The 23,707-nt window shown below is 43.4% G+C and carries 14 protein-coding genes; 1 reads left to right on the plus strand and 13 read right to left on the minus strand.

Annotated features, from left to right (window positions below; genetic code table 11):
• Positions 1 to 230 precede the first annotated feature (230 nt).
• A complete protein-coding gene (locus ACN0T0_RS18925; protein WP_417228298.1) occupies positions 231 to 413 on the plus strand; it encodes a hypothetical protein in 183 nt (60 codons plus the stop codon).
• Between the two features lie 580 nt (positions 414 to 993).
• Here ACN0T0_RS18925 and ACN0T0_RS18930 read toward each other — a convergent pair.
• The 13 genes from ACN0T0_RS18930 to ACN0T0_RS18990 all read right to left on the minus strand — a co-directional run bounded on the left by ACN0T0_RS18930 (position 994) and on the right by ACN0T0_RS18990 (position 23,473).
• Positions 994 to 7,263 (minus strand): DEAD/DEAH box helicase, encoded by a 6,270-nt coding sequence (locus tag ACN0T0_RS18930; protein ID WP_417228299.1) that lies wholly within the window; start codon positions 7,261 to 7,263, stop codon positions 994 to 996.
• A complete protein-coding gene (locus ACN0T0_RS18935) occupies positions 7,260 to 10,568 on the minus strand; it encodes an STY4851/ECs_5259 family protein (protein WP_417228300.1) in 3,309 nt (1,102 codons plus the stop codon). The genes ACN0T0_RS18930 and ACN0T0_RS18935 overlap by 4 nt, the downstream gene beginning before the upstream one ends.
• 213 nt (positions 10,569 to 10,781) lie before the next feature.
• Positions 10,782 to 11,546: a hypothetical protein gene (locus tag ACN0T0_RS18940; RefSeq protein ID WP_417228301.1), complete on the minus strand. Its 765-nt coding sequence runs from the start codon at positions 11,544 to 11,546 to the stop codon at positions 10,782 to 10,784.
• 317 nt (positions 11,547 to 11,863) lie between these two features.
• Entirely contained in the window at positions 11,864 to 13,588 is a 1,725-nt protein-coding gene (locus tag ACN0T0_RS18945; protein ID WP_417228302.1) for an EH signature domain-containing protein, read from the minus strand.
• 2 nt (positions 13,589 to 13,590) lie between these two features.
• Positions 13,591 to 14,244 carry an OmpA family protein gene (locus ACN0T0_RS18950; RefSeq protein ID WP_417228303.1) on the minus strand — a complete coding sequence of 218 codons (654 nt, stop codon included), beginning with the start codon at positions 14,242 to 14,244 and terminating at the stop codon, positions 13,591 to 13,593.
• Positions 14,244 to 16,229, minus strand: coding sequence for a hypothetical protein (locus ACN0T0_RS18955; protein ID WP_417228304.1), 1,986 nt, complete (start codon positions 16,227 to 16,229; stop codon positions 14,244 to 14,246). Before ACN0T0_RS18955 ends, ACN0T0_RS18950 begins: the two co-directional genes overlap by 1 nt.
• Positions 16,230 to 16,231: 2 nt before the next feature.
• Positions 16,232 to 16,561 carry a hypothetical protein gene (locus ACN0T0_RS18960; RefSeq protein ID WP_417228305.1) on the minus strand — a complete coding sequence of 110 codons (330 nt, stop codon included), beginning with the start codon at positions 16,559 to 16,561 and terminating at the stop codon, positions 16,232 to 16,234.
• A 35-nt stretch (positions 16,562 to 16,596) separates the two neighbouring features.
• Positions 16,597 to 17,121 carry a HEPN domain-containing protein gene (locus ACN0T0_RS18965; RefSeq protein ID WP_417228306.1) on the minus strand — a complete coding sequence of 175 codons (525 nt, stop codon included), beginning with the start codon at positions 17,119 to 17,121 and terminating at the stop codon, positions 16,597 to 16,599.
• A 40-nt stretch (positions 17,122 to 17,161) separates the two neighbouring features.
• Positions 17,162 to 18,652, minus strand: coding sequence for a VWA domain-containing protein (locus ACN0T0_RS18970; protein ID WP_417228307.1), 1,491 nt, complete (start codon positions 18,650 to 18,652; stop codon positions 17,162 to 17,164).
• Positions 18,643 to 20,259 (minus strand): AAA family ATPase, encoded by a 1,617-nt coding sequence (locus ACN0T0_RS18975; RefSeq protein WP_417228308.1) that lies wholly within the window; start codon positions 20,257 to 20,259, stop codon positions 18,643 to 18,645. Before ACN0T0_RS18975 ends, ACN0T0_RS18970 begins: the two co-directional genes overlap by 10 nt.
• 94 nt (positions 20,260 to 20,353) lie before the next feature.
• Positions 20,354 to 20,677: a DUF4258 domain-containing protein gene (locus ACN0T0_RS18980; protein WP_417228309.1), complete on the minus strand. Its 324-nt coding sequence runs from the start codon at positions 20,675 to 20,677 to the stop codon at positions 20,354 to 20,356.
• 172 nt (positions 20,678 to 20,849) lie between these two features.
• On the minus strand, positions 20,850 to 21,761 hold the full coding sequence (locus tag ACN0T0_RS18985) for a hypothetical protein (RefSeq protein WP_417228310.1): 912 nt from the start codon (positions 21,759 to 21,761) through the stop codon (positions 20,850 to 20,852).
• On the minus strand, positions 21,758 to 23,473 hold the full coding sequence (locus tag ACN0T0_RS18990; RefSeq protein WP_417228311.1) for an AAA family ATPase: 1,716 nt from the start codon (positions 23,471 to 23,473) through the stop codon (positions 21,758 to 21,760). Before ACN0T0_RS18990 ends, ACN0T0_RS18985 begins: the two co-directional genes overlap by 4 nt.
• Between the last annotated feature and the right edge of the window lie 234 nt (positions 23,474 to 23,707).

Genomic DNA, 23,707 nt, shown 5'->3' on the forward strand with positions numbered 1-23,707 from the left:
TCTGCTGCCTTGGAATATCAATCTCAATGACTCTCAGGTAACCGAAGCGATCTAGGGTGTGAGCAGTCTACGCTTACGTGTTAATTAACATTTCAAAAGTGTTAATTATGAAGGTTAAGGTGCCAAATCAAGCTTCCGGACTATATAAAGTATGCTTTTAGCAGCGATTCAAAGACACCTACACGGTTACTAATATCTCGAGCTTGTCAGGCCGAGATGGGAAATTAACTATGCCACTACGGATTGAAGATGGTAATATAGGGGAACAGAACAACACTCCAGTCCTGAATGAAGGCTACCTATTCAGCAACCCAATCAGCAGCTACTGCAGTGATTATGAGAAGAAGCACAAATACCTTATTGAAATGAAAATTATCCAACGGACAAACTTTGAAGTGAATTTAGTAAAGTAAAATCAACTAAAAATCGCTAGCAAAATATTTGACGGTATAGATTGTACAAATCAACACCTCTTCTCACGAACACTAAAAAATATTGCAACCATTAGATCAGCATTTAAAACACATGGAAAACGACTCAGATTTTATTCAAGGTTACTATCAAGTTCCTCCTATAGGTTAAATACCGTAGCAGTAACATACTTACTGGTGCTGAATTTTGGTGTCGCTGGCTTAACATCATCGAGAGAAAGGTCTTCTGGCCAAGCAATGTATTTACAATATTTAGGATGATCGACATATTTACCACCGGGACTTTCACCACTGGGTAGAAGCTTCCACTCATTCTCTTCCCGCCGGATAAAACTACACGCCTCCAGTTGAGAAAATAACTCCTTACCAGAAATCGACCTAGATTTGGCAAGCGCTGAAGTTGATATTTTTTACCCATCCCTGAAACTCCTAAACATTCCTAAAAATACAAATCAAATTAATACTAAATAAAGCCTCTCAACAGAAAACTCTATGGGCATTTCGCGTGTAACCAAAAATACTTAATATAGGCTATCTGTAAACTGAAACACCAGTTGTAAAGTTAATCTCTCTTATCAGCATTTTCGATCTCATAAAGCGCAATATCTGTCGGCCACTCACCACCATTTAGCATCCTAATGTTCTTCATGCTATTCAGCATCTGCTTGACTTGCTCAAATATAGGCCGACTGAAATCAAATCGTTTCAACCCATAAACATCCGAAGTGCATTGCCAATATCCCATCCCTTGATCAAAAGCTAGTTTCAGCTGAGTGCCAGACTCAAGTTCAAGTGTGAGTACTCGACGATGGCTAACCTCAGCCAACGAGTTATGGGTATTAATCACCGGCTGAGTATTTATTACTGCCAATAGCCATTCCTTCAGCACTTCTTCCATATCCTGATAATTATTCCAGTTATCCCAAAGGAATTTTCCTGCGCACCCTACAGGCGCAGCAACCGTTTCAACAACAACAGATTTTACACCATCGTTTGGTATCATCTGCATAAAGTTAGCAAGCAACATAACAGACCAAGGTGAACGCAGATAACGATCCTCATATCGGATTGCAACGACTTTTCCACTCTGTAACTTTGCCATAAAAGCAGGCGCTTTCTCAGCCAACATATCCCGAAACCGTTTTGAAAGATCAGTAATCGAGCCGTTTAACTCCTTTGTTACTTCAATGACAGTCGCCTTAGCATAAGTACCCAGCCAATCATCAGTATTAATTGAATCAATACCCCAAGCCAATAGACTCTGTGTAGTCACCCATATACCAACATCTTGCGCCTGCAACCAATCTCTCCCGGGAGTAATTACCTGTTCAAAGTCAGTCAACAAGGTAACCGTACCACCCTCTTTTGTAATAATCTGAACGGGCGAAATCACTTCACCTGCAGACTGAATTTCATTTAACTGCGTAACTCGTATACCTACGCGCGCTAATAGTGCCAACTCTTCCCTAATAACCATCGGCAGTTGCTGATTTTCCAGAACGATGCAGACATCCCGGTCATCAATCACTTTCCATGCCATCAACTGCTTACGGAACTCTGGCGCGCCTAAATCCCAATGATTGCTGTCCCCTCCCAAGCGAACTCGAATTTCCTTAGCTGATTTATTGATCCAGTGACGAACAAATCGGCTAGGTTCATAAGGCCAATATGTTGCACCATCAACTGTATTGAAATACTCTGGTAGCCGTAGATGCTCTTCGAATTGACTTTCTTTTACCCATTTCTGCGTCAACTGCCTATCTAACTGTTCGAATTCAACACGACTATCTTTACTGGCTAAACATGCAGAGCATGCAGTTTCACAGTTTGCAGAGCACTCCATTTTCTTGAGGGCGGCACTCAGTAACGCTGTCATCTCCTGCAAAGCCGTAAGAACGAAACCAGCCCCACCGGGTACATTGTCATAGACCTGTACTATGTATCGCTTCTCACCGGTTTCAAGGTCACGATCAGGGCGTATACCAAACCCCATCTCACTACTCGCAATACCTAACTGGTCAGATACCGCATCACGCAGTGCAACCGCGAGTGTTGTCGCGATCACTCGTCCAGTTTCATCTTCAGGAATCCACTCACCGGTTAACGGATTTCGGAAAGCCCATTCGACAACATGCGTTCTTGAGCGGTAGCCCAGATAAATATTCCGCATAACCCTTTCACCTGAGCACTCGGGCTTACTCTTGCTACCTGTAGCACCACCAATAGGCCTATGACTTTTGTCCGGCTCCATTCCCAAAGGAAGCTCATCATGAGAGGTCATTGAGTCGGCTCGGCCACAACTCATGCATACTGCGAACCCTTGACCATTCTCACCACCTGAGCGGACAACTATCTGGCCATCCTCTCCAAAACGAACAAAACCACAAGCGGGATCCGGCAATGAGACTACTGCTCCGTTAACATGGGCAAGAGGTCGCTCTAAAGGCATGAATTTTTGAGAAGAAACATCGTTAGTTGTCGGCTCGTAAAAGTCCGTCACAAACCCTAATGGACGAAGTACTTTTTTGATTAGGTAGTCAGGGATTTTGACATCACACTGAGAGCAATATATTTCATCACTATGCGAGTAAGCATGCTCCTGATAGCCTGGAGTTCCACAGTTCACACACTGCCAAGATAGATCAAACTTCTGGCTACTGCCGCTTGCCCCTTCATGGTAAGACTGCATCTTAATACCCGCCGAACGGTATACACGCCCATCAATAACAACCTGAGCACCCGGTGCATATTCCCTCACTGCAATATCTAGCCCGCGTGAAGGCTGCTCCTTGTAAATAAAAATGTTATCTTCTCGACCAGTTTTTTTCTTATCCGCCTGCCCATTTTTTTTGTTCTTGAAATCCTCAATGTTGTAAGTATTCAAAGCAACCACATTAGTTGGAAAACCATACCCGGGTAAAAAGGCTCTAGCGGCTAACTCTTTTAGCAGGTATTCCCCTTCATGACGGGCTTTCTCCAACTCCAGCGCCTTTTTATAATTTGGATCGTTAGCTACATTCAGTCGCAAGTTAATCTGTCGGTACTCTTGTTGCCAATCACTAGCCAGCCGCCTAATAGCCTCACTGCTTTTGATAGCCAAAACCTCTATACCAGATAACTCCAGCGCTGTTCGCTTAACAATTCTCTTCGCCCCCTCCTCAAAAGATTTCGCTTCACTACCCAGCCAATCAATAAAGTCCCCTACGACCCCCTCTCCTGCGTGAAAAAACCACTGAACCGTTAACCTAGTTCTATCACCCCCAGACCCTGTTTGCGTCTTCAAAAATTGCGACAACAAGTATGAGTTAATATGTCGTTGAACTAACGGTGCAGCCTCTAAAGTAATTACTGGGGCAGGAATCTCCGTACTGAACGCCCATTTCGGGTTATTGAATACACGAGTATTATGCGGATCAAATTTACACAGTGTATAGGCCACAGCCCGAGCCTCATTCCGACGGCCCGCTCGACCTGCACGCTGCAGATAGTTGGCTGGATGCGGTGGGACGTTATTCATCACCACGGCTGAGATACCACCTATATCCACCCCCATTTCCATGGTTGTAGAGCAGTTCAAGACATTGACTTTTCCAGCCTTAAAAAGCTCTTCGTATCCTTCCAATCGTTTAGAAGATTGTTGAGCTGAATGCTCAGCTGTACGATAGTAGAAACCTCCCTCAACGGTACGATCAGAGATATCACTCCATAGGTTCACTTGACGCAACTGCTGAATAATATTGTTGTGTGCCACCTTATTGCGGATAGCCTTTAAAGCCCCTTCATCCTCTCCTTCCGGAGCCAGTGCCGTAAAATCCGGTACTGTAACTTGCAAACATAAAAGCTGAGTTCGTTCGGCTTTTCTTGGGATATAAGGCGTCAACCCTCTGAAGGTCGTATCCAAAAGGCGATAAGTAAACGGACACGCCCAAGCCTTTTGAGGTAAGGCAAAGGTAATAGCTTGACGTGCTAAGGTATAACCTCCGCCACTACTTTGCAGGATCTGCAACCGAGTTAACTCCTGCCAAGCAGACCTTAGCCACTCATTAATTTTATCCCTATCTATTGAAGAATCTGGATCGAGCTCAGCGCCATGAATGAGCAACTTTGCTAGTCGTGACGGCTGCCTTCCTGATTTAAATTGCGGCCAAGATTTAACCCGTGCTGTATCCTGATAATCGATTTTAGGAGCCACAAGTTCCTTTGGAGAAAACTTAGCACCCAACCAATATCGCTCATTATCATTCATAACAATGAATGTGTTTTCGCGAACATAGAAATCCAACGCAACCTTCAGGAAATCCTTCCAGTCTTGAAGATTTAAGGCTTCCCTTTCTTGTGTGTCATCCAGTTTCGGCGCTAGCGTTTCTGCCCAGAAACGAGGAACCGCTTGAATACTATCCAAGCCCTGATACCCAACCTGAACAAGCGCTAATGTCTCACTACTGTTCTGATTTTTAGGGCGGCGGGCAAACTCACGTAATAACAATAAGTTTGATAAAGTTAAGCTATTGTCATGACCACCGAAAAACTCTGGATTCGCATAGCGATTATAATCCAGAATGGAAAATTTGATGTCATTAGCTGCAGCAAGATCCGAGACCAAATCGCTCCACCCAAGCGTTACCTGTTTTACACCTGAAACAGGACTTAGTTTTAAGTATGCTTCATCGCGACGCTGCTGAGCTAAGTCAGTCATACCCAACTGTTCAAGTTGTTCAGCTTCTTTTAATAACTGTTCGGCAGATTTGTCAGGCAATGATGGGGACTTCATATTTTCAAGTCCTTGCCTGTTACGCAAAACCTGAAATACAAGCCCTCTTAGGCGGGATCGTTCTGCCTCCTGTTGCATCCGAACAGCCATTCGCGCGGTGCCCTGCCGGCTATCGGTGAAAGTGATCAGTTTACGGCCACGACCCGGTAAGCTATCTGGACTCGTACCCTTTGGTAAGTCCTCTTTCTTCGGATCAGGACAAAACTCCAACACCGTAGGCACGGCATTACTAACATAGAAAGGTGCTCCCAAGTAACATTTCCGCAGGAAACCTGCCGGCCTGTGCCCAGACTCACCACACTCAGAGCAGACTGAACCCTCTTCTGTATGGTATTTCACGTCAATTACAGCTGGCGCACTAAGTGCCCCCAGCTCGGCAGACTGCATATTAAAAGACTGGGTCTCATAAGACTTACAAACAGCTGAAGCTGAAGCTAATACTAAAGACTGTTTTGCTGCATATTTGGTTTCTTTTACTTCGGGCACTGACTCATTAGATGAGTCATCCAAAAGTGAGAATTCATCGCCTGAATAGGGGCTAGCCTGCCGCAGAACACCTTTTACATCTTCTGCAACTAAGTGAGGTGTTTTACAACTATTACAAAATGCCAGTTCATAAACAGGAGCATTACACTCACAACGGGCCCGCTGAGTGACATAGACATTTCCGAATGGCCACTGCTTTAAATTATCTGACTTAGCGCTACACTTGGGATCGATACAGCTCCAAAGCCCATGCAACATACGCTGGTGAAGATGCCCTCGCAGCTTAAGAAAAGGAGACTCGCCCTCCATTGACTGAGTATCACTCATCAGATCAATCCATTGCAGCAATTCTTGTTGCTGGGCGGCCTTCTGCTTGTTTACTAGCATCGGGGCAACCACATCAATTAGATCGTTAAGGTCAAGCGGCTTGTCACTGCCAATAAGCGTTTGGCGCACTCGATAGGCCAGCGGATGATTGCACAACGCACTATAACGATCACGAGAAATCGACATACCTCTGTCAATGTCACCAATTTCAGTCAGTGCGCGCACCGGCTCTGGCTCGTGTGCCACTGTGGGAACCTGTCGTGAGCCACCAATGACAACAACTTGGTCATTCGGTACACCAGCTAGCGATGCCAGATAAGTCTGTAGCTTCTCTGTAGCACCTTCTCCCGAAATAGTGGCAGAAGTAGCCACAAAACGAATCTCATGCGCCTGCTTACCAAAGGCTTCCACTACACGGCGAAGCAACAGCGACAGCTCTGCGGCCTGGGAGCCGATGTAGGTATGCGCCTCATCAAGCACAATCCATCTTAGAGATTGACGCTCTCGGGAAATTCGCAGAATAGGGTCGTCCACCTGACGAACTAGCATGTACTCTAGCATAGTCGCATTCGTCATCAAGATTGGGGCAGGCTCCTTACGCAAGCGCTCACGTGACAGTATTTCGTTAGGTCGTTTTCCTTGTGTTTTTCGAACGGTACTTTCATTCTCTTCAGTATTACCGTTATACAGGCAAAAACGGATGTTATCGCTAAATGGTGCAGTCCAAGCATCTAGGCGCTCACGTTGAGAGTTGATCAACGCATTCAATGGATACAAAAAGAGCGCACGAACACCCACCAATGCACTATCACCTTGCTCATACTCGTTAACCAGGTCCTGTAAAATCGGTATCATAAAACACTCGGTCTTTCCCGAACCGGTACCTGTAGTTATAACCGCAGATTTAGGTTTATCTGCCAGCAATGTATTCCAACTTTTCACCTGGTGTGTATAGGGCTTAATATTGGCATCAAACCCGTAATTTCCAGCTGTTGTAAGTGCTTTAACAACAGACTCTGATAGTAGATGTCCTTTTAATTCAGCAAAACTAGACTTGCCTGACTCCCAGCCAAAAGTATGTTCAAAAACTGGCGGTGCCAGAAAGCACCCCTCTTCCCCCATACGGTTATGCATCTGTTCAGTAAGGTGCGCCCTGAGCCCAGTATTTTTGATACCCAAGATCGATAGTGTCGCTTCACGTGTACGCTCCAGTGACTGATTAATTAAATCCTTAAAATAACCACTCATGAGTGACCTCCTTTAGCGTGAAGCAAACCTGACAAAGTAGCCGAGTAAACCGGCTCATACCAACCATCTCGATCAAAATCAGACAGAACGCGAAAACCAAAACGCAATGAAGCCTCCTCAACAGCCAATTCAGATACATCCGCGAGCCCAGCCGTCAAACATGCGGCAAACACTGGCATGAAACAAACTGACCTCATGTAACTAGGCATTTCCAACCCAAGCATCCAAGCATAATCCTCTTGCTGCTGCATCCAGCTAGTCAGCGGCTCTTGAAGATTGATAGGCCACTGAGCATCCTCTTGACGAGCTCGAAGGTCCCTCAACCAGATAGGCAGTACGAGCGTTAACGGCACCCCCTTCGCAGTTTCTAGATTCGCCTCACAGAGCTCACCAGCAAGTTCCTTGAAAACTGGAACAGCTACGGACAACTGTTGCATTCGCTTAAGCGCGTTTGCTTTAACCACCTCTTCAGGAATACCAAACTGTTGTGATACACCTTGAATGTACAACTGAGCGGCTTTTTTCCACTGTTCGAAAGTGACGGCTTCCCAAATAACAGCCAACTCCTGCTGCAGACGGACGGCAAAGGAGGCGCTCATTTCTAGACGAAACAAGGCCAAAGCCATTGCTTCTGGATGCTGTGTGAGGTGCTTCCAACTTTCAAAGGCTGAAAGCGGTATATGCGGATATCGACCTTTTAGCTCAATCAAATACAACCAACTGCTATGTAGAAAGTGCCCTGCCATAACGTCAAACACACCAGTAAAAACATCAGGATTTTGTACTGGATGGTAGTAACGTGCTGCAGAATTAAGTGTTTTGATTTCGTGCTCATTATCTAAAGCACCGATAACCACATTAGATAAATATATAGCAGGACGAAAAAACACTATTGATTCCTCAGCAGGGTAAAGTAGCCAGGGACCATCTTTTTGGAGCCGCTGGGGTAACTCAAAAACGCCCGTAGTAAAATCTTGAATAGCCTGAGGATGTAATGCAACAGGTGCCGCTTCAGGTGTCTGTACCTGCATGGCCATCACTTTTGCCCCTTCAGTTCTATACGATAAAGGCTGTCCATTCTGATCAACTAGCTCAAAGTAGTCTTTGTCCCCCTTAGTGAAGCAGATTCTCGCTTCATATCGACGAATATCAAACTGCTGTAACATCCGAGTGGTTTCAACCCTACAACGAATAACCGCATCCTGCTCTGAACTAGTACTTAGCAACGAAAGAATATCGTCATACAACGAAAATAGACTCACTTCTATAGAGCTATTTTTGGCACTATAGGCGTAATGTTTTTCTAGGCCTACTGTTCGTCCCATAAGCCCTAATGAAAGATGAAAGGTTTGTGTTGTACCAGAAGGAGGTGTCATCACCAATGACATACCCAAAATGCGATCAACCGTAAGTTCCCGCTTATCAAACAGTTTTCCATCTGCAGCTAACAGCTGCACCCCTTCTTCCGGATAAGGTAAGCGAATAACAATAGCATCACTGTGGCTACGTGGATCCGATACCTCCAGTAGAACTTGATCAGGTTGCCGATCAACGACCATGAGTTCAACCGTTGCTCCCCCCCCATCACGGCTAATATTCGAACATAAATTATCGTTTAGTACCCGAACGTTCAGCCTCTGCATTGTATTGATCATAACGCGTGCCGGAACCTGTGAAGAAGCAGGCATAGACATGATCGAAAAATCATTTGGCAACACCCCTAGCTTTCGCCGAGCCAAAACTTCCTGATTAGGCCCTAAAACGTCCATTCTAAAACAGCCAAGCAAAGGAAGAGAATCTATGCTCTGCACTATCTGATTATTAATCCGATATGCATCAGGCTGTCCCATTTCTCCCGAATCGGTTAAAAGCATACAACGGGGACATCCAAGCCAGGTTGCGATTGGCAGAGTATCGTATGGAGATAGCACTCCTTGGAACTCAACACGTTCTGTAGCTGTTAAGCTACCGGGCTCAATGACATAATTAGAACCCGAATCATGAATAACTGTACGATCGCTAAGAGAGTACCAGACACCACCAGCCTCATCATAAATGAGCGGATCAACACTTTGAACCTTCATGAATGCCGGCACACGCAAAAATACCTTTTCTGCCTGAGCTTGAACGGATGCAATACCAACAAAGAGAAGTTCTTGATCCTTTTCAACAAAGACAGCCGGCAACTGATTCCAGTCAACCTCACTAAACTGGATGGTGTGCATGCTCAACTTTTCACCTGCACATGAGCACACCAAGAAAAGGGGTTTTTCAGTATCTTTGCGACGACACTTAACAACCTCTACAGGTAATTTTATAAACAGTACATCTCCTTTCTGTCGGCCGTAGGCTGCACCGAGTGTCAGTATCATCTGGCCGCCCTCATAAAGCGCCAGTTCTACACGAGTGGTGCTGAGTCTCCGACCATCAAGTTTTACTTCAAGGGATGGAGCTAATCTCACCTCAGCCTGTAAGCGTGCAGACTCCATAGAACCATCTAACCGATGCTCACAGGTAAAATAACGAACCATCTCTTCCGCTCGCATTCGCTCCTCAAGACGAACACTAGCATCCCGCAGCCACTCATTAACAAGCGCATAACCATTTTCTTCACCCAAGGGTAATGGAAACTCATCACGCCACTGGGGAAAGTGGCTATTCAAATAGGCTGCTGGATCTTCGTGATCATTAAGAGAGTGCTGTTCAGCTAATAGCATGAGCGTTTCAACAACTTTAGTCAGTAATTGATACTTCTCATTATTCTGGAATGACTGAGGGAAATATTGGCCGTATTCACAAATAACGGAAGCTAGATCATGCCCATCGCGGTTACACTCATGATAATGCTTAAGTCCTGCTTTGATCGCCCGTCCAAAGCCATGACCTTCACTCTGTAATAATTTCCAAGGCAACCCTCCTTCCGCGAAAAGGGAACCAAGATAGTCTGCTCCATTGACTCGATAGCGAATGGGGCGACCCCAAAACTTCAGTCCCTTATCAACTAGCCCCTTGTGCTCATTGGCTGAAAAATTAAGCTCTAATGCATTATCGAAAACTTTCCAAGACCAATTAGAGTCATAGTTCCGACGAAACTGTTCTGCTATGTAGAGGCAAGTTCCAGCACACCAATAAACCTCAAAAGCAGGGTTTGAACGTTCCCTTTTGTATCCTTTTAATATTTTAACAAGAGTCTCTAGCTCCAACTCAGTTGTACAATATTTAAACAGCGGAATTCCTTTTGGGGATACTAGCCCACGAACCACTAAAAACTCATTTATCCATGCTTTACAATGACTAACAATCAACGTCCTTCCCCTTCAATCTAGGTAAAGCCAATTTCCCTGTGCCGAGTTAAAAGTCTGCATTAAGCGGCTAATACTCATAGCGACTACGCCTTACACGCAGCGGTAAGCTCCATTGTTAAACCCTATAGCTATGAAAGTCGGTTTCAGCACATCAGCAGGAGCTATTCATAATTTTCTAAAAAGAGCTGTCACAAGGAAAAAGTCCTCTCCTGCTTAAATTCCTAATTTCTGAAATAAGCACTCTTTAGCCTTATTAATTACAATAGGATTAGTCCTGTCGGATAAATCCTTTTCATCTTTCTCTCCGAGGAAAAACTTTATTCGCTCAGCATTAGCGCCTGACGGATGTGGCACCCCTGCTAACACCTGCTGTTCATTAATGATTCCACGCCTCGCAAGCTCCAATAATACCTTGGCAACTTTTTCCCCTAAAGGAACGAACAACGCATTAGCGTTAATTGAAGCAACTTCAGGAACCAAATAAGTTTCGATTTGATCACGTAGTAACGGGGTTGTCAGCATAGACGGTGAACCACTGTAATTTTTTCCATTCACGAGTATGGGATAACGAAGAGCTGAAGTCGTATGCAAAAGCGCCTGCTTAGACTCAAAAAGTTCAGCACAGCTAGAAAGTTCTAACTTCTCATGAATTCCGCAATAATCAAGCATTCTAATTAGATTGATTCGCATGCTTCCTGCAAAACTCGCGGTAGCCTTTGCTGCTCGAAGCGCATCAAGTTGAGTTGAACCTGCGTGTAACCTTTTAGCTGCAATTTGTAGCGCGATTCTGGCTTGCTGCAAGCCCGGGGTAATACCACAGATAACTATACGAGCGTCGGTATTAATATAATCAAAAGGCGCATAAAAGCAGCTTAGGCGTCCAGTATCAGCAATCTTTAACGATGCGGGTAGCTCTTCAAATGAGCCGATAGGGTGCGACTGAATTGTAGCAGCATGTTGTGAGAAGCTATGTGACATGGCATTTATCCTTTTTTCTTTCTCCAAAGTTAGAACAACAACTGATGCCCTAACGACCATCTCTCATAAAGCACATTATATACCATTCACTAAAATATCAATATAAAACAGTATATTAGCAATAACTATCCAGTTTTATCGGCCTTACCCACCACATAAAAAAGTAAATTTATTTACCTAATATAAGATATTTAACAAACATATTAAGCAGTCACTATGCTTCAAGCTAATGAATACAAAAGACAAATGATCGTATCTCACAACCAACAATAAGATTAATTTCCGCTAAAACTCACTTAAGGTAATCAATACCTACCTCAGCTTAATTTAGCATTCGATAGCGATTTAACGGCTTTTGGATGACCTGCTTTAGCTGCTTTTTCAAGCCAAAGCTCACCCTCAAGCCTCTTTTCCTTCGACATCGGCTTACCGCTAAGAAGATATGAGGCTAACTGGTACATCGCTTCTGAACTACCCAGATTTGCCGCTTTTTCAAAACTATCAGCCATCTTCGAGAAGTACCCCAATTCACCGTACCTCTTACCATTTAGTAAGTATTTTCGAGCCGAGGCCCCATGGCTCTTTCCTAATTTCCCAAGTAACTTTTCCCTTTCAAAAAAAGAATCAAACCACGGACCCAACTCTTCAGCTCGCCGTGCAATTAAATCATCATCGGGTTTAGACAAGCCAGATTTAATCGAATAATGATTAGCCTGCGGTGGAAGTCCTTTAAAGGTTACAACCTTGTCATTTGGAATGATTTTAAAGGAATTTCTAAGCCATGCCTCACACGACCATTGCCACATAAAGACATGATCATGAACATCATCATAAAACGCCTCACGTATCGACTTAATCGATAGCTCTTTACTTTTCAATAAAAGGTTTACATTACGCATTGATTTTTTAAAAATCCTTATTTCACTAGTGCCTCCGCGTAAAAACTCAACCACAATATGTTGATCAAACTCCATAATAACAACTTCACTACCGTCTTTGTCTTCTAGGATTTCTAACCAAGAAGACTCTGCCATAGACTCTAGTAATGCCAGCTTGGTAGTCGACGACACGAGAACACGCAATGAAAGCATTCTTGAATCATAATGTTCCCAAAACAAAGCTCTTTGACGAATTTGGTTTTTAGCTTTATCGTCCAGCCCTATTCCAGTAGCAACGGCATCACGTCTTAGCAACCCCACTAACTGCTTAAATCTATAGAATTCAGAAACATGTATTAGTTTACGTAAAACACTTCTTGCACTGTTGGTAAGCTCAAACCAAATAGTCTCCTCAATACGAGGGTGACAATATTCATCTAACCAAGAAACTAGACCATTGCAGCGGCTCAAGCTATTTACTGGTAGCACAAGCAATGCTTCTACTAAAGGAATTGAATCTGCTCGCTGCAGCTCGCACAGAGCGGCTACTAACCAGTTATCATATTCAGTGACATGAATAGAGGAAACTAAGTGAGGAAGGGCTTCAACTGTTTTTTTCTTTAGATTTGTGCATTTTGGAAGATGGTATTTAGCATAGAAACTATCAACGGTGAGTCCTGAATCTGCTGCTTTTTTCGCTATCAATTCGAACTTACCCGACCTTGCCAACAAAGCAATATTCAATAGCTCTAAACTTGCGTCATCTAAGTAATCTTTAAGAAAATGTAAGTGCTCTAGTAAAACTTCAGGAAAAACTCTGCCAGAACCATCAATCGTTAATAAAGCTCTAAAAAGTGCTAGGTGAGTTAATGCCGCATTTTGAGGAATCGCTTTAAAAATCAGAGCAGAGGTAGCGGCCACATCTAAATCAGAATGAATGGAGTCCCACTGATCTTTGAAATCAAATAAGGTTATCCAATCAAGTATCGAAACGTGCTCAAAGCTACCGTTTTCAATAAACACTAAAATATCTTGGACTGATTTCGGAGGGAAAGCTTCAACACTATCAGAAGGTGACCACTCCTTTTTCTCAAGCCCGCTTGCAAGTGCCCACATTTTTTTAGGAGAGCCTTTGGGCTCATGAAAATACAACCCCATTTCCATGATCACAAGCCTCTTTCTTTGATAAACCAATGCAGAAAACGGTCGCTTTTGAATTGAAAACGAAAGATAACCTTGCGATCACCCGCCCTATCGTCAGATTGATCTGACTCTGCCTCCCCCCTACCTGCAACCAATATTTTAGACCTAAAGTCACTTTTACCCTGAAAGGTCAAATCAGAAATCGCCTCAGAAACACTCTTAGCTCTATCTAAACTAAGTGACATATTGTGATTCCAGCTACCCGACGAACTAGTGTGCCCCTCGATAACGACATGCTGAATCTGACTAGCTACCTGCTCACTCGAGAAAATTGCACCACTATATACTGGAACAAAAAGCTCAAGGAAGCTCCTTCCCTCTGACTTTAATGCTGATTGATCAACATCAAATAGAACAGAGTCCAAAATACTAATATCACCGGTCTGTGGATCGACCTGTGCATGAATACCTTTCTCATTTAAAGTCTTTTGAAGCGATTGAATTATAACAACTCGGCTATTCTTAGCCTTCTCCGCCGCTTCGGTTAACTGCAATAGAGCTAAAATAAGTAAAAGCGCAAAAATCATTAACAACCCTGACATCAGATCACCAATCGACAGCCAAGCACCCGTTTCATCAATATCACTATTACCCTGAACCTGACTATATCTATCCATTATGATGTCGGCTCTTTTTCTGAGCTTATAGATTGCATTTCAATCTGCTGCATAGCAGTCACCAATAAATTAGCAGCATCTGCTAACTTACCGTGCACTTGAGCTGCCGCTTCATCGAAGTTATTAAAAAAACGTTCGTTAGTGCTTTTTGAACGATTAAAATAATCATTCATAGCTTCGGGCATCTGCTCAGTCATATCATTAAACCGGTTTGAAGCTTCTTCGTAGGTACGTCTAAGCTTCCCAACCTGTGCGCTGACAGCTTGCGCTGTATCTTCTAACTGGTTAAAGGCTCCCGCTTTATTTATCCCCACGGCTTCTACCAGCTGGCTTACAACCTCTACACCCTCAAGCAATTTTTGATGTTGCTGATTGATCGCTTCAAACTGGCCTTGTCTAAGCTTATTCTCTTGAACAAACGCCTCTTTGTAATCAGAAACAACCCCTGCCAACCCCTCACGCTGCTCACCTAGTGTTGCCTCCAGCAAGTTACCTTGAAGATCAAAAAATTCAGTTAAATTTTTCTGATATTCAATACGGAAAACTTCCAACTCTCGTTGAACAACATTAGACATATCCTTAACTTTGTCGTCGATATTACCAAGACCTTCAAGAAGATTTTCCTTCGCGCTAAGCATAAGACTACTTGAATCCTCACCAACTCGTTTAAGGCTCTCATTTTGTTTAGAAAATGCCTCTGCTGCTTTCCCCGCGCTATCCTCAAAAGCTTGCCGCTGAAGGGTCATTCCTTGTATAGAGTTATCTAAAGCCCCTTGAATTTCATCTGCAACACGATTCAGAGCGCCCTCTGTATCATCCTTAAACTGTGAAAGGGTTGTTTTCAGTGATAGCGCAAAATCTTGGAGTTTAACCAAGGTTTCCCGCTGGAATGTATTCAACGAATCTGTAGTCTGATCCAAGCCTGACATCATGGTTTCTAATCTAGAGGTAAGCTGGTTTACCGACATGATAGATTGTTGCACAGCTTCAGCCGTTAGCTTGTTGCTGCTTGAAAGCTGATCAACTTGTAAAGAAAACGGCTCAAATACCTCTTGCTTCATTTTAATAATCATAAGATCTACGAGTTCTTGGCTGTTTTGCTCCTTAATTGCCTTAAGCTCTTTCATGCTTGCACTGATAGATTGGAGGCACGGTGCTATTTCACTCTCAACGGTAACCGTTATCGCCTTAGATATCTTATCCGTCATCGTCTCAGCATCAAATCCAGCTAAAGATTTAGCCAACTGGTTACTTACTACCATCATTGACTTATTAGAACGAATAGACTGCTCCGCTGCTTGTAGCTGCTTATCTATTAATTCATCTTCGTTAGCCCTCGCAAGGCGATGTAAAAGCGTTACAGGAGAAACAGCCACACAGAAAGCTTGATACATATTTATTACTTGCCGATGCCTGTATTCTCTAGACTTACTTAATACCGCATGCCACACCATGAATAAAACCGACCCCAACAATCCAGCTAAGGATGTATAGAAAGCAGTTTTCATTCCTTCAAGCAGCGTAGTGGCTGATTTCATCAACGCCTGTGACCCCTGACTGTTAACATCAAAATCAGACAAACCTAGGGAGATACCAAGAAAAGTGCCCAGCACACCAATAGTGGTCAACAAAGCAGGAACAAAACGATAAGGTGAAGCCGGCTGGGCTGGAATAAAGAAGTTAACCGGCGTTGTCACTAGGTGCTTACCATGCTGCTGGGATAGCTTAAAACCGCCTTCACCTGAATCCGAGTCAACAACAAAAAACTGATGTAATAAGCCTTGCTGATATGAAGATAAATTATCAGATGCTAGTGGTTCAACAGCTGTATTGATTGACTTTTCGAGTTTCTTCCAAGGCTGTAATAGTTTCCTATAACGTGAAGATAGCCGGAACTCTGCTAGCATGAAAAAAAACGTCACTGAAGCGATTACGCCGTAAAAAACCGTATTAATATCGAACGTTTTAAAAATTGATATATCCATGCTCAATCTCTCTGGACTAATTGATCCAACTCGGTCGCAGCAAAAAGCTCTTCGGCAAGCCGAACAGGAAGATGCTCCGCATCAATGCGGCGCACCCCGTTGGGTAAAATTATTTCTGATTTAAGACGAATACTGTACAGTTCTTCGCCATCTAAATTATCGGTATCAAGACGTAAGACAATATAATCGGGATATTCTCTAATCAAACGACTTTGCAATGAAGACTTCCGCTCTCTAAGCATTAATGCAATATTAGATACCGCCCCCCACTGTTCACGGGCAAGTTTCCAAGCCCGGTTGATAGAGGCTATTTGATAAATAAGCTGTTCCATACTCAGTCCCTTGTCCGCTAATCAATGAACTATAACTAAATAGCCTCATCAGTTGCTATTACTAGCTGTTTGAAGAACTTGATACACTTCTCCATATCATTACGACCGACCAAATGACTTCCCTGCTTATCAGTAATAGAACGGTGGACAGCATCCCCGCGCTTGGAGATCCACTCATTCAGTTTTGTTCTTGCCGCCTCAACATCAATACCCGGCCAACGCCAGAACTCAGTAACATCCTTACCGACAAAGTCTTCAAATAATTTTTTGGTTTTTCTTGAATTCGGGTTATGAAAAGTTTTCAGCTCCTGATCAAGCTGCCCCTTAACAAAGTTTGCAACCTGACTTCCATCTAACGCTCTCAGTCGGCAATCGACTTCCTCTTTCACCCTATCCTCTACATATGTTTCCCAAGCGGTCAGCGTCATGATTAAGGCGCCTCTTTTGAGTACCTCGGGATCATTTACAGAAGCATTTTCCTTATTTAACTGATCAAAAAAGGCCAACATCTGTTCAGCATCACGAATTGACACCTGGAAATTATTGTACGCTTCAGACATTTAATCATTCCTTGTTTACTGGGCTGAAATTAGAATTTAATTAATTGATTTTTAATGAATGAGAATCCATATCCTGATTAAAATGGATCAACTCATGGATCTTACTGGATGATGGATTAAACACCCACTCCTGATCAAAACAGGTTCTTAATCGCTCACTCATAAAGCAGTCTCCGATGACTAATGAGTTAAAACGATTTCCTGACATCCTCTGTTTCTCTATCGTCGCCTGTATCTCACTGGGTAGTTCACTCATAATGAAATCTGAAATTACTAACAGGTCTGCTTTTTTATAGCCTGATTGAGTCATTGTCCGTAAAGCATGCTTTAACGCAGGTGCCGCATCGGTACCACCGTGAAACGATTGACTGAGAAATTCAACCAAAGAGCTTAATCCATCCGAACCTGTTAGCTCGTAGGTCGTAATACCAGTCGAAAAGTTAATGAGATAGCACAATCTGTTTTGCGCTTTAGCCTGAGTTGCAAGGTACAAGGCCATCGCTTTGGCTATACATTCCGGCGTACCACTCATCGAACCACTGGTATCAACACAGAGAATCATTGGCCCCAGTTTTTCATCCTCAGCAGTGGATTGCTCAATTTCTACTTCTTGCTGCTCAGAAATCAGCATCTCACCCTGCATTTCAAAGCAAAGCAATCTTGACTCAAGATATTTGAGGTCAAATAACAACGAGGTTTCAGGATCAGATAACAACGCTAATTCTGATGGTAACGCGTGTTCAATATCCCTGCCAAGCCTGACTCCGACAATCTCTTCTTTTGAGGATACATCAATCACAGGCATCGCTACTTCAACAGAGAGACTAACTTTTTCGATCTGTTCTGAGGACTCAATCTGGCGCATTTTTCCCAGTAGATCAGCAATCTCTCTTGCGCTTTTATCTTCAGACAAATATTTAGCCCAACGTCTAAATTCATCAATAGCCTGAGGGTTGAGAGCCCCACTACTTAAGTCCAGCCATACACCTGGATCTAAACCCAATGACTCCAGTGCCTCGACTAGCGTTGATAGATATTTGAGCCACTCTTCAATCTCCTTAATCAGCACAGTACGTAATTCATCTAGCTTCTTTAGCTGCCAAGCAGAGTTAACGCGATCAAGTTTTTTCCGCCAATCATTTAATAGCAGTGTGCAGCTAACATTAAGATCTTCTTCATCCAGAACCTCAGCTGATAGCGGGGTATTATTTTTTAACTGGCCTGCCCAAAACTTCTGATCAAATGGCTCACCAGCTGACTGGCAAAATGACCGATAGTCAGCAACCATTTGGCTCATGTTATCAACTGAGAAGCCCTCTTGCTGCCGGTGCTCCCATTTCAGTAATTTTTCATCAGATTCCTGGTACGGGGTCTCTTCCTCGATAACTCTCTGACTTGTTTTTTTCCATTCATCAATAGACTGGTCTAACTTTTCTTCTAAAGAGTTTACTGACCGAATCAAATTAGCGCTCTTGTGACTCACTTCACGCAGCACAGACTCTGCAGCTACATCAACACTCTTCAGCTGCATAACGATTCCAACCGTTCACAATCTTTAATGCGCAGTTTTAGTTGATCAATCTGGGTTAGTATTCCCTTTACTGCTACGTCCGTTTCTTCTGATGTTACAAACGGGCTTTCAAGATGCTGTTTATAGCTAGCTAGTTTCTCTTCAACCTGCTTAAGGGATTTCTTAAGCTGCCCTCTCAGATTACCTACTGAACCAGCAAGAGACTTAATCAAGCGAGTGTTAATTTCTTCTTTTTTATCACCCTTATGAAAAAGAATCTTTGGCGTAAATATAAAGTCTGCATAGTTCCTATCACTATCAGAAATCTTACAAGAGCCTTGCTTGTCAAAGCTCACATCGAAATGTCGTAACTCATTTCCAGAGCTATCTACAGGTTTTATTTTATTCTTAGCCTTAAAATCGGAGCATGGGATATAGCAAGTAATCGACTTAGGTTCCGGACGATAACTCGGATATGTTTCGTTGAAAGTAGCTCTACACTCAAAGTACTGTTTATTCCCAGAAAGCTTCACTGAGTCGTATACGTCTTGACGATGAAACAACTCTTTATGAATTTCTTTGTCCAAGTCATCCTTTTGCCTATCCAGTTCAGCCAGACTTAAACCGCTAGAGAACCCCAACGCTTTAATCGATTCCATTACAATGTCAGTAACTGTTTCCAGATTCCCTGGAGTTGTCCAAAGGCAATGTTTTAGCAACACCACATCACTATGGTTAGTTTCTTGCCGACCGTTAAAAAATGCTGAAGCCTTCATGAACTGAACTGCCCGTTGCCAACGACGATCTGAGACATAGACCTTCAGCTCATCATACGTCTCTACTAACCTTGCACGGATAGATTTGATAACTAATATGCAATTATCACTTATCTGGACATCATGAATCTGCTGACGCCACTCACCTATCTCTTCGTAACCAATCATCAAATCATCAGATACTACAGGCTTATCCGAAGATGGCTTTGAATTTATCAGCGCATTAAAGTGCTCGTCTTTGGTGATAGGTGGCACTACAAGACGTACGACAAAACGATCATAAAGCGCATCCAACCCCTGGTTTTCTGTAGGAACCTCATTTGACGCGGCAATCAGTGATTTAAGAGGTGCTTGCTCAACTAACTCACCGTTCTTAAATACATGCTCGTTGATAAGTGTCAGCAGTGTATTCAAAATGGCAGGGCTGGATTTCCAAATTTCATCAAGAAACGCAAATTCCGCCTGCGGTAAGTAACCAGCTGTTTTCCGAATATAACGGTCTTCTTTTAACTCTTTAATTGAGACCGGCCCAAAGACTTCTTCAGGCGTGGTGAAACGACTCATTAAGTGTTCAAAATAGGCCGGCTGATCAAATGCGCATGCCAGTCGCCTTGAAATCAAACTTTTGGCAGTTCCCGGTGGGCCATACAGAAATGAGTTCTGACCACTGAGGGCCGCCAAAAACGCAATAGCTACAATCTGTTCCCGCTCATGCAATCCCGCACCAATCTGATCGATTAGTGTGCGAATCCTGTGACTAAGGTTTTGATGAGGAGCATTTTCTTTTGCAAGTAATTCGCCCAAATCACTTAATTGATGGGACTTTCCTGGTGACTGCTGTTTTACTGACATAAAATCTTCCCTGTTTTTATAGAGATAAAATATAAATTAAGTTGTCAATCTTGGAGAACATGCGCAATTCTAAGTTAGTAGCCATACGTCCTCCTTAATGCAGATGACGATGCTTTCGTTTGTTAGGGCGAATCGCCCGCAAGTCGTGATTGCGATACACCGTGATGATCGATTCACTATCCTCAGTGGTGAGTACCTGAACACCATCTAGCTCTTTCAGTTCAGGATGCTGATCACCCAGTTTGTTAATCTCTTTTTTGCCAATCACATGAAACAGTGCACGTCGTGAATGGATTTTTCGTCCAAACTGGAGAGCAAGTTCAACCGCTTGCTCACTCACACCACGCTGGTTCATCCGCTGTCGGGCGTGCTCGGTCAGTTCTAAATCTTCAAATACTCCGGTTTCTTTCTGGCTCATAGCTCTACCTCCTAATTAGTTTCATTAGGGGTGTAGCAGTACTGATGCCAATACGATCTATTTCTTTTAAATCAAAAGCTTAGCTATATATCTATTATAACAAGCTCAATATCAACGTAGATATATTTACCAATTCTCAATATTTATTACCGTCTACCTGTTTTGTAGCCATTTAAGTGCCTACAACAGACAACACATCACCGAGTCGGCCCTCTGGATTAGCAAAAAACTTCCATTGCTCATCTCTGCCTGACGCCGATAAACGATTAATACTTACTCTTGAATTTGGATCGGAAGTATCCTCATTCAAACCATGCCCAAACGAATAACCCACCATATTAGTAAGCAGAAAGCGGTCATGCATCGACCCAAGAGGCCGAATCCACACATCAACCTGGAATCCCGCCGGTAGGCAAGGTTGTACGTGCTGATTCAATCCTCTTTCTATCTCAGCTCTGTTCTTTGGCGCAACAGGATCTTGTGACTGCTCTATGGTATGAATCACAAGTTTTTTCAACCCTATACGCCCCTTACCAATTTCCTCAATAAACCTGAGAAGAGGAACACGATACCGGTCGGCTCTAGGGTCAAAATATGGGTCAACTAAATATAATGCCTTAGCTAGCCTTAGGCTGATGGAAACAGCCTCTGTCATTTTATCTGCACTTCTCTCAACACTTTCCGTCTGCCCCAACTCCCAGTCATCAGGAAACTCACCGAGCATATTGGAGTAACAGAACACCTTTGGATCATCTACAGACTCTTCATCCAAAATAGCATGAAGATCATCAGCTGCAGGAGACTCAAACACTTTAGAAAGCCAAGCATCACCTTCAGTCACAGAAAATGAAGATTTAGGGCTAATTCCGTACTTTTTAATTTTCTCTAAACCCAACAGACAACCTTTCTTTTCGACAGGCTTCATATTTAGTTTTTGGATTTTCCGATACAGAAACAACGTCCACTTTTCAGGCACGTCGATTATTAAACGTCCTTTCTCTGCGCCAAATTCTGAAAAAAATCGCTGGAGAATACTGATGTCACTGACAACAACATCGGGATTAAGCGCGTATTCTCTGATCACGAGAAAATCTCCTCTTCTCGTTCAACAAAGAAGCCATTTGGCCAGTCGTATTCGAAGTCTCCATCCTCAGTTATCGGGCATTTATGAATCTTAACTTCGCCTTCATCATTGCTCAGGTACATAACGGAAACATCCTCAATTCGGACAGGTTTAAGACCGTCCTCAAGTGCACCTGAATGCGTATTTCTGATTCTTCGAAGTAGGCGTAAAATCAAGTGTTCACTATGGGTTTCAATCAAAAACGTTGGCCGCCTGCTTTCATTCACATCTAGCTGGGTGAACAGGTCTCCGACTTCGACTTGAAATGCTGGGTGAATATGAAGCTCTGGCTGCTCTACAGCAACAATGCCCTTTGTAATATGATGTGCCGCTGTGACAACTGGAATAATCTGCGATATACCCGACCCTACCTGATTAGGTGCTAAGGTTATGCGATTCTTAAGGTCGTAAAGTACAACTCCTTCCTGATAGCGCACATCATCAAACTCTTCATCCTTTACCGACCGACCAATCAGCTCACTCAACTGCTGTTTCATCTGCCCAGTATCGTTGGACTTTCCGGTTTTTATTTCGATAAATGTTTTACTGACAACCGACGACAAACCATAGCCGCTGTTAAAACATTTTTTTGCCGACAACCAATGGTTTACCTGAGCGTTCAATTGGCTATCACACTTATGGAGCAGGTCCCATGCAGCTGTTCCGTCAATCCAGTCACCTTGCTGAGGGTTAGGGTTGGGACGAAACGCCGATCCGGGGATCGTACGTATAGGGCCAATGCACACACTATTTTTTAGGAGCACTTTCAGCTGGTCTAGTGGATAGACAAACAGCTGGGATAAGACTCGGTGAATTATCAAGTTATTTAGATAATCTTCGTTGTCAAACGATGGAAGAACCTCATCTATAGCTGTTTCGATTGTTTTGCCCAAAAGCGGTATAGCGCCAGCCTCAGTCTTCACTCCCAAGCGTCTATTGACAGTATACTGTGGATAATTGGTAGCTTTATTCTCATCCACCTTGCCGGGGGTCACAGCAGACAACATTTCCTGAAATTTAGTAAAAATTGGCCTGACATCGTTAACCCAAGCATCTTCAGAGTTCGGATCTACAGGCTCATCAGGCCAGTCGAATCCCATGTATTCATCGTTATCTGGGGAATGATTCATAGGAACAAGTAGTGGGTGCCGAAAGTTTATCGCTGTAATCTCTGCTTTCTTTAAGCCCGCATCTGACTCAATCTGACCTGCAAATTCATCGTCTAGCCAAACAGCATAACGCTTCACGTAAGCGGTATTCAGAAGATACGTCCAGGCTATCTCTAATTCGACCACAACTTTTTCAGCAGTAAAGCTTATGTCCGGCATTAATAACTGCTGATAAGGTATTTCAACGTCGTCGGCAAATGTTGCGTAATCATTCCCCAACGACGTGCCCAGCTCATACTCGACTTTCAATGTGATGGAATTATCGAGATTTTTTCCATTAACCAGTGCTGCAAAACCACCAATATCGCGTTCGCCTAGCGCATCTATGCGCACCGGATCGCAGTGCCCTTTATCCAAAATCTGCTGAATATAGAACAGCGCCATTAGGACTGAGCTTTTGCCAACGCTATTAGGGCCGAACAGCAGTGTGACCGGCGCAAAGTCGATCGTTTGTGTTGAGCGGAACGAGCGGAAGTTCGTTAACGATAGTGATGTAATGCGCATAAATTATTCCATTAATTCTTAAAAGCACGTTTGCTGGAAACGTGTTGGTCTGACGACAACTTCAGGTTACTGATAACCCAGCCAATCGGCGGCGCAGGGTCATTCGCCTTGGATGAACTGGGGCTCTTTGAAACGTAACGGAAACGCTAATGGGTTGGCTGGTTTTGTTGAACTGTCTAGCATGGCAACGTCCTTGTTGATGAGTAATTTTTAGTATGAGGTAGCGACAGGCAA

Source organism: Amphritea sp. (genome assembly GCF_048266285.1).
Lineage (GTDB): Bacteria > Pseudomonadota > Gammaproteobacteria > Pseudomonadales > Balneatricaceae > Amphritea.